Genomic DNA, 14,746 nt, shown 5'->3' with positions numbered 1-14,746 from the left:
CATAGGCGGTTCTGCGCACAGGTGCCGGAGCATTGCGTACCGCACCGCCGCACCGGCACATGGCGACCTACAATAAAGCCATGCAACGCATCGACGTGAATCATCATTGGCAATTTCGTTCAATCGATGGGGGATCGTGGCAGTCAATCACCCTGCCGCACGATGCGATGATTCACGAACGCCGCGACCCGTACACCGCCAACGGCTACAACACCGGCTATTACCCCGGCGGCAGCTACGAATACCGCACGGTGATGCACTTCGCCTCCGAGCCGCCCGCCGCGTGCCTGCTCGAATTCGAGGGCGTCTACCCCGGCGCCACCGTGCTGGTCAACAACGAACCCGCGGGCACGCTCACCTACGGCTACGGCGATTACTACCTCGACATCGCCAATCTGGTCCGGCCCGGTGCCAACACGCTGACCGTACTGGTGGACAACACCCGAATCCCCAACTCCCGCTGGTATTCCGGCTCCGGCATCTTCCGCCCGGTTTGGCTATGGGTCGCGGATACGAAGGGCACGTCCGCCGCCGATACAGGCGCTAACGCATCCGGCATGCCTGATTCGTCCGGTCCGTCCACTGCCCATGCCATATTCGACGTGATTCGTCCGAACGGCGTTCGCGTCAGCACTGTTTCCCTCCCGGATGCCGCCGAAGTGTCTCACGACGATTCAGCCACCGTCGCCGTCGAACTCGACCAGCCGATTGCCGCGAACCAGTACCTGCGAACGACGATTATGGATGATTCCGGCACCATGGTCGCCCAGTTCCGTGGGGTAACCGGCATCATCCCGTGTGCGCGGCCCTGGTCGCCGGAATCGCCGGTGCTGTACACCGCGCGAATCGCGCTGTACAGGACCGATGATGACGATGTTTCCGGTGACAACGATGGCAACACCATCAACAACGACCACAATACCGGTACGCTGCTCGACACCCACGTCGAACGTTTCGGCATACGCACGTTGACCTGCGATGCGACGCATGGTCTTCGGCTCAACGGCAAGCGTGTGCTGCTCAACGGCGGCTGCGTGCACCACGACAACGGCATCCTTGGCGCGGCCACCTTCCCGCAGGCCGAATACCGTCGCGCCCGCATCATGAGGGAGCAGGGCTTCAATGCCGTCCGCTCGGCCCACAACCCGCTGTCGAAGGCATTCCTCGATGCGTGCGACGAGGTGGGGCTTTTGGTCATGGACGAGGCGTTCGACATGTGGTGGATGCACAAGACCTCCTATGATTACGCCTCCTCCTTCCGCGACCATTACGCCAGCGATCTGGCCGCGATGGTGCGCAAGGACCGCAATCACCCAAGCGTGGTGCTGTATTCCATCGGCAACGAGATCGCGGACACCAAATCGCCGCGTGCGGCCGAAGCCGCCCGGTCGATGCGCTCGATCATCCGGTCGTTGGACCCGAGTCGACCTGTCATCGATTGCGTGAATCCGATTTCACTGTCGCTGGCCGCCCGCACCAAGGCCGGTATGGACGAGCATGATGCCACAGTGGAGGGCGAGCCGGGTCTCAACACCACGCTCGAACATGCCTCCGGACCGATTCTGCTCACCATGATCGACCGGCTCATGCCGCTTGCGCTGCGCACCGGCGTTATGGACCGGCAGACCAACGCCGTGTTCTGCGAGGTCGATGTGGCGGGGCTCAACTACTGTCGTCAGGGACCGGAGTACTTCCACCGCGTCCATCCTGAGCGCGTGTTCTGCGCGAGTGAGACCTATCCGCAGGAAATCGCCTTCACTTGGCCGGCCATGCGCCGACTGCCCTATCTCATCGGCGACTTCGTGTGGACCGGCTGGGACTACATCGGCGAGGCGTCGGTCAGCGCCTGGGCTTATGCGAATCCGGAACCGGACGGCTGGATGCGCGAGTACGGTGACCACATGGCTCTCCGTGGGAGGCTCACCGGGCCGTACCGCCGGTATCCGGGATTGCTCGGCGGCTCCGGACTCATCGACATCACCGGTCGGGCGACCGGACAAATGCTGTACCGGCAGATCGTCACCGGCGTGCGTCGCCGACCCGCCATCACCGTACGGCCGATGCAGCTGCTGTATGGCGACGGCGCGACGAGACCTGGACGCACCGCGCGATTCATCGAACGCGGACATGACGGCGTGGCCAGCTGGTCCTGGGCCGGTTACGAAGGACGCGACGCTCTGGTGGAGGTGTATTCCGGCGGACGGCACGTTCGGCTGCTGCTTGATGGTCGTGAGATCGGCATGGCGCCGGTGTACCGGTGTATGGCTCGGTTCCGCGTACCGTACGAGCCGGGGGAGTTGACGGCCGTGGCCTACGACGCCGCCGGGCTCGAGCTTGGACGGGATACGTTGGTGTCGGCGCAGGCTGATGAGATGGTGGTGACCACGAGCGTTGAGCGCGTGCCGAACCCGTATCCGAAGAACGATCCGCGCTGGGATGATACGGAATTGGTGTTCGAATCCATCGCCCTGACCGACGCGCGTGGGGTGGTCCATGTGACCGATGACCGTAGTATCACGGTGATTGGTGACGGATGCGAGGCGGCGCCGCATGATTCATCGCAGGGGCTGTTCCGTGAGTCGGCAAATGAGTCGGTGAATGAGACGGTGGCGAACCCGCTGATTGCGGCGGAACCGGTACGGCCGGCGGGCGCGTCGCCGCATGAAGCGCCGAGCGAGGTACTGCGCGTGTCGCCGCGTGAGGTATCGCATGAGGTATCGCATGAGGTACGGGACATGTCCAGTGCCTTCGGGACCGTGACGCCACGCGAGCCGTCTCGTGACATGCCCGCGTATGCCTGCTCCGACGCCCAACTGCTCGGCGTGGCCAGTGCCAATCCCATCACGGCCGACGAGCTCGCCGGCAATTCCTGTACCACCTATTTCGGACGCGCCCAAGCCATCTGGCGGGTGCCCGCCGGTACCCCGATCCGTTCTCATGTCATCGTGGACCCGGCGTGATGGCGCGGTGCGATGGTTGGGCATGACGGTGTGGTGTGATGGTGCGTCGTGATGGTGCGGTGAGGCATCCGCCTTCGGGCGGTTCCCGGACCGGCGGATTCCGATACTATGGCGGAAGCGCATCGTTCCAAGGCGAGAGGACGGGAGTCCGAGGCGAGCGACTGAGGGTGAGCGCTTGAAGCAAGCATGCGGTGCAAGGAGATGAGGCGGCGATGGCCAGCAGTACGACATCCAATATGGCATTCACCCGATTGACGGCTGCCTACGCCTCCGGGCGCACCCGGCCATTGTCTTGGCGACGCGCTCAGCTTGACGCGCTGCGCCGTCTGGTGATGGACAACCGCGAGGATTTCGTGGCGGCGGTGGCTGCTGATCTGGGCAAACCGGCCGGTGAGACCGTGCTGATGGAGCTCAATCTTGTGGCCGACGAGGCCCGGTTCGTACGCAATCGGCTCAGCGTCTGGGCCGCCCGCCATCCCAAGCCGATGCCGTGGGCATTGCAGCCCGCCGCCGGATGGACCATTGCCGAGCCCAAAGGCGTGGTGCTGGTCATCTCCCCGTGGAACTATCCGGTGCTGCTGGCGTTGGCGCCCGTGGCGGACGCATTGACCGCCGGCAATGCCGTGTGCCTCAAGCCGTCCGAACTGGCGCCCAATACCGCACGTCTGCTGAGCGAATTGGTGCCGCAGTATCTCGACCGTGAGGCCGTATGTGTGGTCGAGGGCGGGCCCAAGGAGACGGGCGACTTGTTGAAGGCGCCGTTCGACCACATTTTCTACACGGGCGGCGAACGGGTCGGCAAGATCGTCATGAAGGCCGCCGCCGAACATCTGACGCCGGTGACGCTGGAACTTGGCGGCAAGTCGCCATGCTTCGTGGATGGCACGGCTGATCTCAATGTGGCCGCGCGACGCATCGCTTGGGGCAAGTTCACCAACGCCGGGCAGACGTGCGTGGCCCCGGATTACGTGCTGGCGACCCCGGACGTGGCGGAGCGGCTCGCCAAGCGCATGGCCGTGGCGGTCACGGAGTTCTTCGGCGAGCATCCGCAGACTTCCGTCGATTACGGACGCATCGTCAACGATCGCCATATGGAGCGTTTGATTGGCTTGTTGCCCGCGGGAACCGTACCGTCTGCGGAACCGAGTTCGCCGCTGATCAAGGCCGCATCCGCGGTAGGGGCGGCCGTGGAGATGGTCGGACGTCGCATCGGCGCCGGGGCCGCAGGCGACGATACGACGGCTGCTGTGAGCGCCGGCCGGGTGGTGTGCGGCGGCACAGTGGACCGCAAGGCCCGGTATATCGCGCCCACTGTGCTGTACGGCACATCGCCGGACGCGCCGGTGATGCAAGAGGAAATTTTCGGTCCCATCCTGCCGATTCTGGTGGTCAAGGACGCTGATGAGGCCATTGCATTCATCAACGGACGGCCGAAGCCGCTTGCCGCGTACGTGTTCTCACGCGACCGTGGGACGCGTCTCGCCTTCGAGCGGCGCACCAGCTCCGGTGCCTTGGGATTCGATCTACCGTTGGGCCACCTGCTATCCAGTAGACTGCCGTTCGGTGGCGTTGGCGCTTCCGGTATGGGCACTTACCACGGCAAGGCGGGATTCGATACATTCAGCCACCTCAAGACCGTGGTTGCCAAGCCGTCATTCCCGGATACGCTTGGCTTGGTGTACCCGCCTTTCGATGAGGCCAAGCGACAGCTCATCGAGCTTATTGCCAAGCTGAGCTGACTGCGTGTTTGCCTGCTGCATGTCTGATTGAGTGCCTGTTGCGTTTGTCATGTCCCCACCATGCGGCGCCTGATAGACGCAACACCGACAGATGCAACGACCACATACGCAACAACCACATACGACGGTGGCTCCCCTTCTCTGAAGAGGAGCCACCCTTATTGATGTTCGTTTGTCACAGCCCGAAGGGCATATGTCCTAGTATGCCGCGTCATTAATTCGTCGAATATATCCTGGCTCCCCCTGTTAGGACGTTGCCGTGAAGCAAACAACGGAGCTGTTTGTAGGCAATGTGCGAGCCGACAAGCGAGCCAGCAGAACACGCGCGAAGCGCGCCCGTAATTGCAGGACTACCCCCGCGAAGCGGGTCTGAGGGGTGGTGAGAATTAATCAACGAATTAATGACGCAGCATGCTAGCACTACTGCAGCGCCTTGAAGCCGATGTCGTGACGGTAGAACAGTCCGCGCAACGGCAACTGGTCGATGATCGCGTACACCTTGTCCTGCGCGGACTTGATGTCCGGCGCGGAGGTCTCGACGAGCAGGACGCGGCCGGAGTTGGCCACCAGACCGCCCTTGCCGTCGGACACCACGCCGGCGTAGTAGACATGCGAATCCTCGTCCACGTTGATTTCAGGCACACGGGCGCCCTTGATCACATGCTCCGGGTATCCGTTGGAGGCAAGCACCACGCCAAGCGTGGCGTTGTTTTCATCCCATGTGAACTCCGGAGTGCCGCCGTTGAGGATGTCGCTGATGCCGGCACCGAAATCGGAGGTGAGCTTTGGCAGCACCACTTCGGTCTCCGGGTCGCCGAAACGAGCGTTGAACTCGATGACCTTCGGGCCGTCTGCAGTGGCGATCAGTCCGGCGTACAGGATGCCGGTGAACGGCGTGCCCTCCTCGGCCATGCCTTCGACGGTGGGACGCACGATCTTCTCGATGGCTTCGTCGATTACGGACTGCGGAATCTGCGGCACCGGGCTGTAGGCGCCCATACCGCCGGTGTTCGGGCCTTCGTCGCCATCGTGGGCGCGCTTGTGGTCCTGCGAAATCGGCATCGGCCAGAAGCGGGTGCCGTCCACAAAGCTCATCAGGGAGAACTCCTGGCCCTCGAGGAAGTCCTCGATGACCACCTTGGCTCCGGCGGTACCGAAGCGATGATCGATGAAGATGTCCTCCAGTGCACGTTGGGCGGTGTGCTCATCCATCGCGACGGTCACGCCCTTGCCGGCGGCCAGACCGTCCGCCTTGATGACGATCGGGGCGCCGTGCTCGTGCACATACTCCTGAGCCTGCTCGAGATCGCCGAAAGTGCGGTATTGTGCGGTCGGAATGCCATGACGTGCCATGAGCTGCTTGGCGAAGTCCTTGGACCCCTCGATCTGGGCCGCGGCCTTGGTGGGGCCGAACGCCTTGATGCCGGCGGCGGCGAAATCGTCCACCAGACCCTCGATCAGCGGGACCTCCGGGCCGATGAACACCCAGTCATACTGGTTGTCCTTGGCGAAATCGATGAGTGCCGCATGATTCGACTCGTTCAGCGCCGTGATGTGGATGCCGTCCTTAAGCATGCCCGGATTGCCCGGTGCCACGGTCACTTCATCCACGCTGGCACCCTTGAGCAGGGTGTAGGCGATGGTGTGCTCGCGTGCGCCGGAACCAATGACCAGAACCTTCTGTCCCATGTTGTTCCTTCCTGTTCCGTTCGTTCGCTTGGGGTTTCTTCGTCTGCCGTCGCGGCCGTCTCACAGACCCTTGTGCAGCTGCACGCGGGTGCCGTCCACGTCCTTGACGATCTTGCCGATCGTGTGGTGTTCCTCATTCTCGGCGTCGAGGATGCGCTCGACCTCGGCGACCTTGTCCGGCGCGACGACAAGCACCAGACCGATGCCCATGTTGAAGATGTTGTACATCTCCAGCTCATCCACCTCGCCGAGCTGCTGCAGCAGACGGAAGATTGGCGGCACGTCCCAGCTGGTGATGTCGAAGGCGGCGGCCAATCCCTCAGGGATGATGCGCGGCACCTTCTCCACGAACGCGCCGCCGGTGATGTGCGCCACGCCGTGCAGCAGGTCGTCGCCGGCGAACAGGGGCTTCAGGGGCTTCGCGTAGATGCGGGTGGGCTTGAGAATCTCCTCGCCCAGCGTCTCGCCGCCCAGTTCCTCGGGCTTGGAGTCGACGGTGAGGTTGTGGTCCTTGAACAGGATCTTGCGCACCAGCGAGTAGCCGTTGGAGTGAATACCGGAGGACGGCAGGCCGATGAGCACGTCGCCTTCGGCGATCTTGGTGCCATCGATGATCTTGGACTTCTCGACCACGCCCACGGTGAAGCCGGCCAGATCGTATTCGTCCGCGTCGTACATGTCGGGCATTTCGGCGGTCTCGCCGCCCACCAGCGCCGCGCCGGCCTGGACGCAACCGTCGGCAACGCCCTTGACGACCTGCTCGAGCAGCGCCGGATCATTCTTGCCGCAGGCGATGTAATCAAGGAAGAAGAGCGGTTCGGCGCCCTGCGCGAGGATGTCGTTGACGCACATGGCCACGCAGTCCTGGCCGATGGTGTCGTGCTTGTTCATCATCTTGGCGACCATGAGCTTGGTGCCCACGCCGTCGGTGCCGGAGACAAGCACCGGCTCCTTGTAGCCGAGGGAGGCAAGGTCGAACAGGCCGCCGAAACCGCCGATGCCGCCGGCGCCCGGGCGGGCGGTGCGCGCGACGTGCGCCTTGATGCGGTTGACGACTTCGTATCCGGCTTCGACGCTTACGCCGGCGTTTTCGTATGCTTTGGGCATGTGATGGCCTTTCTGTGTTGATGATGTGGCCTTTCGTCGTGGGAAAGGCCGTCCATGATGGTCGTCGGGTATTCGATGGTTCGTTGATGTGTCACTGGCCTGTTCGTGCCGTCACTCCGGGCGTCGTTCGTGGACGTGCCCGGCGGCCCGATGGCATCGGGCGTTCGGTGGTCGCTGCCGAACCGGCCGAGGAGAGTCCGTCGTGACATCGCGTGGTGCCATATGGAATCGCGCGATGCCGCGACGGTTGTGGTCGTTTACTGGACAGGCTGCACGGTGTTGTATTCGTTGCCGATGTACTTGCTCTTGTACAGCGCGAACTCGGGGAGGCGCACACGGTCCTCCGGCGTGAGCGACTTGAGGAAGTCGGCCTCGTAGTCGTCCAGTGCGGTGGGGTAGTCGCCGTTGAAGTAGGCCACGCATAGGCCTCCGTACGGCGCGTCTGCGTTCAGTCCGATGGATTCGATGAGGCCGTCCAGAGACAGGTAGGCCAGCGAATCGGCGCCGATGTAGTCGCGGATCTCCTCCACGCTCATCTTCGCCGCGATGAGCTCCTGGGTGGTGGAGATGTCGATGCCGTAGAAGCAGGGGTACTTGAGCGGCGGGGAGCTGATGCGCATATGCACCTCGGCCGCACCGGCCTCCTTCAGCAGCTGCACGATGCGCTTGGAGGTGGTGCCGCGCACGATCGAATCATCGATGACGATTACGCGCTTGCCTTTGACCACGCCGCGCACGGCGGACAGCTTCATCCTGACGCCCTGCTCGCGCAGTTCCTGCGTGGGCTGGATGAAGGTGCGGGCCACGTACTGGTTCTTGATCAGACCCATCTCGTTGGGTAGACCCGCGGCCTCCGCATAGCCGGATGCGGCCGACAGGGAGGAGTTCGGCACGCCGATGACCATGTCCGCATCCACCGGGGATTCCGCGGCGAGCCGTGCTCCCATGCGCTTGCGGGCGGAGTGCACGTTGATGCCGTAGATGTCGGAATCAGGCCGGGCGAAGTAGATGTACTCCATCGAGCAGATGGCCAGTTGGGTGTTGTTCGTGTACTGGATGATCTTGTATCCGTGGTCGTTCACCACCACGATCTCGCCCGGACGGATGTTGCGCACGAGCTCGGCGCCCACCACGTCCAGCGCGCAGGTCTCGGAGGCCAGCACGTAGGCGCCGTTCTTCATCTTGCCGAGGGAGAGCGGGCGGAAGCCGTTCGGGTCGAGTGCGCCGATCATGGCGTCCTCGGTCATGAGCAGGTAGGCGAATCCGCCGTGAACGGTGTTCAACGCCTCTTTGAGCTTGTCCATGAAGGTGCGCTGCAGCGAACGGCGGATGAGGTGCATGAGCACTTCGGTGTCCGAGTTGGAGTGGAAAATCGCGCCTTCGTCCTCCAGCTTGCGGCGCAGTGACGGGCAATTGGTCAGGTTGCCGTTGTGGCACAGGGCCACGTCGCCGTCGTGGAAGCGGAAAATGAAGGGCTGGATGTTGTCCGTGGTGCCGGAGCCGGCGGTGGCGTATCGCACATGGCCGATGGCGCGGTCTCCCCGGAGTCGTTCGATTTCCCGTTCGTCGCCGAACACCTGGGTCAGCAGGCCCAGGCCGCGGTGTCCGATGAGGTGGCCGTGATCGTTGGAGACGATGCCGGCTCCCTCTTGGCCACGGTGCTGCAGGGCATGCAGACCGAAATACGTGAGTCGGGAGGCGTCGGGATGGCCCCAAACGCCGAAAATGCCACATTCCTCGTGAATGTCTTCGAGTTCAGCCGACAAGCCAAAGCTCCTTTTCAACCATGGGATTCACTACCTGTTAACCCTACCAATCGGCGGCTACATCCCACTTCTCGGCGTGTCGAACAAATGTTCGAACTTTTGTGGTATGGTATTGGAACACAGAACATCGCGATGCTCTTGCGGGCGGGGCGAGCGAGGTTCGTGGGCTGGCGGACGTCAGCAACCGGTGACAGGTGATGGCGGGTGATGGCGGACGCCGCCGACCTGAATGGTGGTGCTCCGGGCGAAAGACTGGACGGAAGGCCATGCGAATCGATTAATGGGAAAGGAGGGCACGGTCATGGATACGGAATATGGGACGAAGGCGGACGGCGGACGCCGGCGTGCGTATATCGCCATCGACCTCAAGTCCTTCTATGCCTCGGTGGAGTGCCATGACCGCGGGCTCGACCCGTTGACCACGCATCTGGTGGTCGCGGACGAGACGCGCACGGACAAGACCATCTGTCTGGCCGTTTCCCCCTCGCTCAAGGCCTACGGCATCCCCGGCCGGGCCCGGCTGTTTGAGGCGAAGCAGCGGTTGGGCACGGTCAATGCCGAGCGCGCGGCGAAGCTTCCCGGTGGTCGTTTCGTCGGCGAATCGTGCGATGCGAGGGATCTGGCGCGTTCGCCGGCGCTCAAGGCGTCGATGGTGATCGCACGGCCGCGCATGGCGCATTATCTGAAGGTCAGCGGCCGGATATACGGCATCTACCTGAAGTATGCCGCCCCTGAACACATCCATGTCTACTCGATCGACGAGGTGTTCATCGATGCCACGCCGTATCTCATGGCGTTGGGCATGACCCCGCACGAGATGGCCCGGGCGGTGGTGAAGGACATCCTCGAGAACACCGGCATCACGGCCACTGCGGGCATCGGCACCAATCTGTATCTGGCCAAGATCGCTATGGACGTCGTGGCCAAGCACATGCCCGCCGACCGGGATGGCGTGCGTGTGGCCGAGCTGGATGAGATGTCATACCGCAGGCTGTTGTGGGATCATCGGCCGCTGACCGACTTCTGGCGTGTGGGGCGAGGCTATGCCCGCAAGCTGGAACATGCCGGTCTGCTGACCATGGGGGATATCGCCCGATGCTCGATGGGCCGGGCGTCCGACTACTACAACGAGGATCTGCTGTACCGCATGTTCGGGGTCAACGCCGAACTGCTTATCGACCATGCGTGGGGTTGGGAGCCATGCACCATCGCGGACATCAAGTCATATGAGCCGGACGCACACAGTACCAGTATCGGGCAGGTGCTCACCGGGCCCGCGGATTGGCGTACTGCCCGTCTCATTACCAAGGAGATGGCGGATGCGCTTGCTCTTGATCTGGTAGGTAAAGGGGTCCGTACGAATCGGCTCACTCTCGCCGTGGGATATGACATCGCTAGCCTTGATCCCGCGAAGCTGGATGATTGTGAAAGTCTGGGGCTGCGCCGGCTCGCTGAGCGGGCGGCGCGGGACTATCAAGGGCCGGTCGTGCGAGACCATTATGGCCGTACCGTGCCCAAACCGGCCGTTGGATCGATTGGTTTGGGTGATTTCACCGCGTCATCCGATCGGATTCGCATGGCCATGACCATGTTGTTCGAGCGCATCGCGGACCCGTTGCTCATGGTCAGACGCCTGACCGTGATTGCTGATGATCTGGCTACACCCGAAGAGTTGGCTGCTGGCAAGCGATACGAGCAGCTCGATCTGTTCGACGGATTGGAGTCGGATGGGGGAGGCGGAAGCGTTCCGATGCCTTCCGGGGACGCCGCGGTTGCCGATTCGGAAGTGCCGGATATGGAGGGCGGAACGGCGAAGACCGTACGCGGGGCGACGTCCGGGGCAACGACCGGAACGTCGCCCGGAGGTGGTGATGGTGGTCTGGCGGGCAGACGCATCGGCGGCGCGGCTGACCACGAAGAGCATATCGAACGCACGCTGCTGGATATCAAGCAACGGTTCGGGCGCAACGCTGTGGTCAAGGCCATGGATATGGAAGAGGGGGCCACCGGCATCGAACGCAACATGCAGATCGGAGGCCATCGCGCATGACGGTCGCATGGAAAGACGCATGGTGGTTTCCGGAATGGTTCTCAGGGTGATTTCCTGGGATGGTTCCCAAGGTAATTTCCTGCCGGCCGCGATGGAGGGAATCGGAAAAGCTCTGTTAAACCAGAATTGACATGCGCTGCCCAATTGGGGTTCTGAGTGGGTCGATTCCTTGGGAAATCAATCCACGGCTCACCCGGTATGTCAAAGCCGGTTGAACAGAGCCATTGGAAATGCCGAGGGAAAGGAGGAACATGGCGTTAACGGAAACGCATCGCTACGACGACATCATCGATTTGCCGCATCATGTCTCGCGCAGGCATCCCCGGATGTCCCGGCACAACCGTGCCGCTCAGTTCATGCCGTTCGCGGCCTTGACCGGCTACGAACAGGTCATCGAGCAGACGGCGAAAAACGCCGAAACCGCCATCGCGCGGGCCGAAGCCCAAGGTGATGACGATTTCGGCGCATGATCATCGATTCGACTTGGTCTGATCAGCCTACGTGACGTTCGAAGCGGTGGAAGCCGGTGATCTTATCGATTTCAGCCATTGCGTCTTCCGGAATCACGAAGCCGGAGGCCTTGAGGTTGTTCTCCAGCTGGCTCGGCTTCGAAGCGCCGGCGATCACGCAGCTGATCTCCGGGTGCTGCAGGATCCACGCCATCGAGAGCACCGGCAGGTTCGTGCCGAGCTCGTCGGCCACGACGCGCAGGCGTTCGACCTTGTCGAGGTTCTCGTCGGTGAGCAGATCGTTGATTTGGTGGTCGGCCTGCCAGGTGGCGCGCGACCCGGCCGGCAAGGGCTGTCCCTTGCGGTACTTGCCGGTCAGCAGGCCCTGCGCGAGCGGGGAGAACGTGGTGATGCCGATGCCCAGCTTGCGGCAGGTGCCCATGATCTCATGCTCGATGTAGCGGTCCTGAAGGTTGTACTGCGGCTGGACCACGGTGATCGGGTAGAGATTGTAGCGGTCGATGATGCGCTGTGCCTCCTCAAGGCGCGCGGAGCCCCACTCCTCGGAGACGCCGTAGTAGAGCACCTTGCCTTGGGCGACCAGATCGCTCATCGCACGCAGGGTCTCGGTCAAATCGGTCGTCTCGTCGAAACGGTGACAGAAATACATGTCGAGGTAGTCGACCTGCATGTTCTTCAGCGTCTGGTCGATGCTCTCGAAGATGTGCTTGCGGGAAAGACCGCGATCGTTGACGCCGTCACCGGTGGGGAAGTAGACCTTGCTGGAAATCACGAGCTCCTTGCGCGGGTACTCCTTGAGCACCTCGCCAAGGAACCGCTCAGCCGCGCCGCCCGAATAGGCGTCGGCGCAGTCGAAGAAATTCACGCCGGAATCGAAGGCGAGCTTCACGGTTTCGTGGGCGACCTCCTCGGCCGCCGTGCCCTTGAGGTCGGTGACCCAGCTGCCCAGTGCGATTTCGCTGATCTTCAGCCCGGACTTGCCTACGCTGCGATACTTCATATGTGCTCCTTGGCAATGGTCATGTCGCCGGACCGCCATGGCCGGTCGTGAACGCTAACAATCCCATTGAAGCAGTTCAACCGCACTTGAACGCAAACCGGCATGACGTCCCTACGCGTGTCGCTCATTCGTACCAGTCCGGCACGGTCTGGTCGCTGATGAGATATGACGCCTCTATGCGTGTAGCTCGTCCCGCGTGTCCTCTGAGACCGGCTTGTCGAATCGGCATTGGCGTATGGATGCGTGTCGACTCTCAATCGACTTGGCTGACCGGTCCGCGGAAGAATCCCTAGACAGAATCCCTCGGATTTTCGGCGGGATTTTCAGGGGAATCGCAAAGAACAAAGAAGGGGCATGTTGGTACTGGTTTGACAGAGCCCGGCTATACCGGTTGTTACAACGGTCGTTGAACCGTTGTCCATAGACTCGTAACCGATGAAAGGAGGCCCGCATATGGCGGAGGTGTTGACGATGCTGATGTTCTGCGCGGTGTTGTTCGTCAGCGTGGGATTCGGATGGTCCATCATCCCGGCGCTGCTCGTCGGTGTGCTGTTATTCACCGGCTACGGTCTGGTGCGACGGGTTCCATTGCATAGCATGGCCATGCACGCCGCCGGTAGTATGCGCTCGGCGTCGACCGTGCTGGTCACCTTCATGCTTATCGGTCTGTTGACCTCCCTGTGGCGTGCGAGCGGCACGATTGCGTATATCGTGACCCATGCGACCTCCATCATCCATCCGATTACGGTGATTCCACTGAGCTTTCTGCTGTGCGCGGGTATGTCCGTGCTGACTGGTTCGTCGTTTGCCAGCGTGGCTACTATGGGGACAATCTGCATGTCGCTTGGCCTATCCATGGGTGCGAGCCCGGTGACGCTTGGCGGGGCGATTCTGGCCGGCATTTATGTCGGCGATCGTTGCTCGCCAGTATCCACCAGCGCGTTGCTGGTTGCCCAGCTCACCCATACCAATCTGTTTGGGAACCTCGGACGTATGGTACGCACCGGCGCCATACCGTTCGCGTTGAGTTGCGTGGTGTATGTGGTAATCGCGTGGGCGCAGGCCGGCGGCGACATGATGGTGGATGCCGGGGCCGCTCGTCATTCCCCTGTCGCCGGTTCGATATACGGCAGCGGCGATGCGGCTGGTCCGGGGAATGTAGCCGACCTGTTCTCGTCGGCGTTCCAATTGCATTGGGTCACCATGATGCCGGCGGTCGTGGTGATCGTGATGGCGCTGCTGTGTGTGGACGTGCGGTTGACCATGCTCGTCAGCATCGCCGTTTCGGCGACGATCTGCATCGGTGTGCAGGGCATGGGGTTCACGGGCATACTGCGCCTGCTGGTGTTCGGGTACCGTTCGGACGATACGCGGGTTGCCGCGTTGCTCAACGGTGGGGGAGTGGTTTCCATGGTCACGGTGATGGCCATCGTGTGCATTTCTGCAGCCTATTCCGGCATTTTTGCGCAGACCCATATGCTGGACCGGCTGCGGCTCGCGATATCGGTGATGGCCGGACGTCTCGGGGCCACTACGGCCACGGTGATCACGGCGATGGGCGCGGCCATGCTTGCTTGCAATCAGACGCTGGCCATCATGCTTACCCATCAGCTGTGCGAAGGACTGCACCGCACGAGGGGCGTCCTTCGGAATGAGGCCGATGCAGCCTCGGCTTCCGACGGCTTCGGCGATGCCGTGCAGGTAGCCGACGAGGATGCCGATGATCGCGACCGGCTGGCGCTCGCCATCGAGGATTCCGCTGTGGTCATCGCGCCGCTGGTGCCATGGTCGATTGCCGGTGCCGTGCCGTTGGCCACCATCAATGCGCCGACGTCCAGCCTGTTCGCGGCGGTGTTCCTCTATACCCTGCCGATTTCACGCATCATCGGTGACGCGTTTTCAAGAAAGCACGTATGCATCCAGCGTCAATAATTCGTCGACGAATCAACCGTCCCGGGGGCCGAT

At 62.4% G+C, this 14,746-nt stretch carries 9 protein-coding genes; 5 read left to right on the top strand and 4 right to left on the bottom strand.

What is annotated here, in order from left to right; genetic code table 11:
- Positions 1-80: 80 nt before the first annotated feature.
- Together BMYO_RS04630 and BMYO_RS04625 are read left to right on the top strand one after the other, a co-directional pair.
- Entirely contained in the window at positions 81-2,960 is a 2,880-nt protein-coding gene (locus tag BMYO_RS04630) for a glycoside hydrolase family 2 protein (protein ID WP_158216950.1), read from the top strand.
- Between the two features lie 212 nt (positions 2,961-3,172).
- The gene (locus tag BMYO_RS04625; RefSeq protein WP_094667353.1) at positions 3,173-4,699 is read left to right on the top strand and encodes an aldehyde dehydrogenase family protein; all 1,527 of its coding nucleotides are present in this window, start codon (positions 3,173-3,175) and stop codon (positions 4,697-4,699) included.
- A gap of 420 nt (positions 4,700-5,119) precedes the next feature.
- Here BMYO_RS04625 and purD read toward each other — a convergent pair whose 3' ends face one another.
- The 3 genes from purD to purF form a co-directional block, all read right to left on the bottom strand.
- Entirely contained in the window at positions 5,120-6,388 is a 1,269-nt protein-coding gene (purD, locus tag BMYO_RS04620) for a phosphoribosylamine--glycine ligase (RefSeq protein ID WP_094667352.1), read from the bottom strand.
- Positions 6,389-6,448: 60 nt separating this feature from the next.
- A complete protein-coding gene (gene purM / locus BMYO_RS04615; protein WP_094667351.1) occupies positions 6,449-7,495 on the bottom strand; it encodes a phosphoribosylformylglycinamidine cyclo-ligase in 1,047 nt (348 codons plus the stop codon).
- 257 nt (positions 7,496-7,752) lie between these two features.
- Positions 7,753-9,261, bottom strand: coding sequence for an amidophosphoribosyltransferase (gene purF, locus BMYO_RS04610; protein ID WP_094667350.1), 1,509 nt, complete (start codon positions 9,259-9,261; stop codon positions 7,753-7,755).
- A gap of 301 nt (positions 9,262-9,562) precedes the next feature.
- Between purF and BMYO_RS04605 the strand changes: the two genes are divergently transcribed.
- The gene (locus tag BMYO_RS04605) at positions 9,563-11,311 is read left to right on the top strand and encodes a Y-family DNA polymerase (RefSeq protein WP_094667349.1); all 1,749 of its coding nucleotides are present in this window, start codon (positions 9,563-9,565) and stop codon (positions 11,309-11,311) included.
- A gap of 251 nt (positions 11,312-11,562) precedes the next feature.
- On the top strand, positions 11,563-11,781 hold the full coding sequence (locus BMYO_RS04600; protein ID WP_094667348.1) for a hypothetical protein: 219 nt from the start codon (positions 11,563-11,565) through the stop codon (positions 11,779-11,781).
- A gap of 22 nt (positions 11,782-11,803) precedes the next feature.
- Here BMYO_RS04600 and BMYO_RS04595 read toward each other — a convergent pair whose 3' ends face one another.
- Complete coding sequence (locus tag BMYO_RS04595) at positions 11,804-12,781, bottom strand: aldo/keto reductase family protein (protein ID WP_094667347.1); 978 nt, start codon at positions 12,779-12,781, stop codon at positions 11,804-11,806.
- Positions 12,782-13,234: 453 nt separating this feature from the next.
- Between BMYO_RS04595 and BMYO_RS04590 the strand changes: the two genes are divergently transcribed.
- Positions 13,235-14,713, top strand: a complete 1,479-nt coding sequence (locus BMYO_RS04590; RefSeq protein WP_094667346.1) for a Na+/H+ antiporter NhaC family protein — start codon at positions 13,235-13,237, stop codon at positions 14,711-14,713.
- The last annotated feature ends 33 nt before the right edge of the window (positions 14,714-14,746 follow it).

It is taken from the genome of Bifidobacterium myosotis (assembly GCF_002259745.1).
GTDB classification, from domain to species: Bacteria; Actinomycetota; Actinomycetes; order Actinomycetales; family Bifidobacteriaceae; genus Bifidobacterium; species Bifidobacterium myosotis.
The sequence above is the reverse complement of the archived record's forward strand: the minus strand, read 5'-3'. Positions and strand labels throughout refer to the sequence as shown.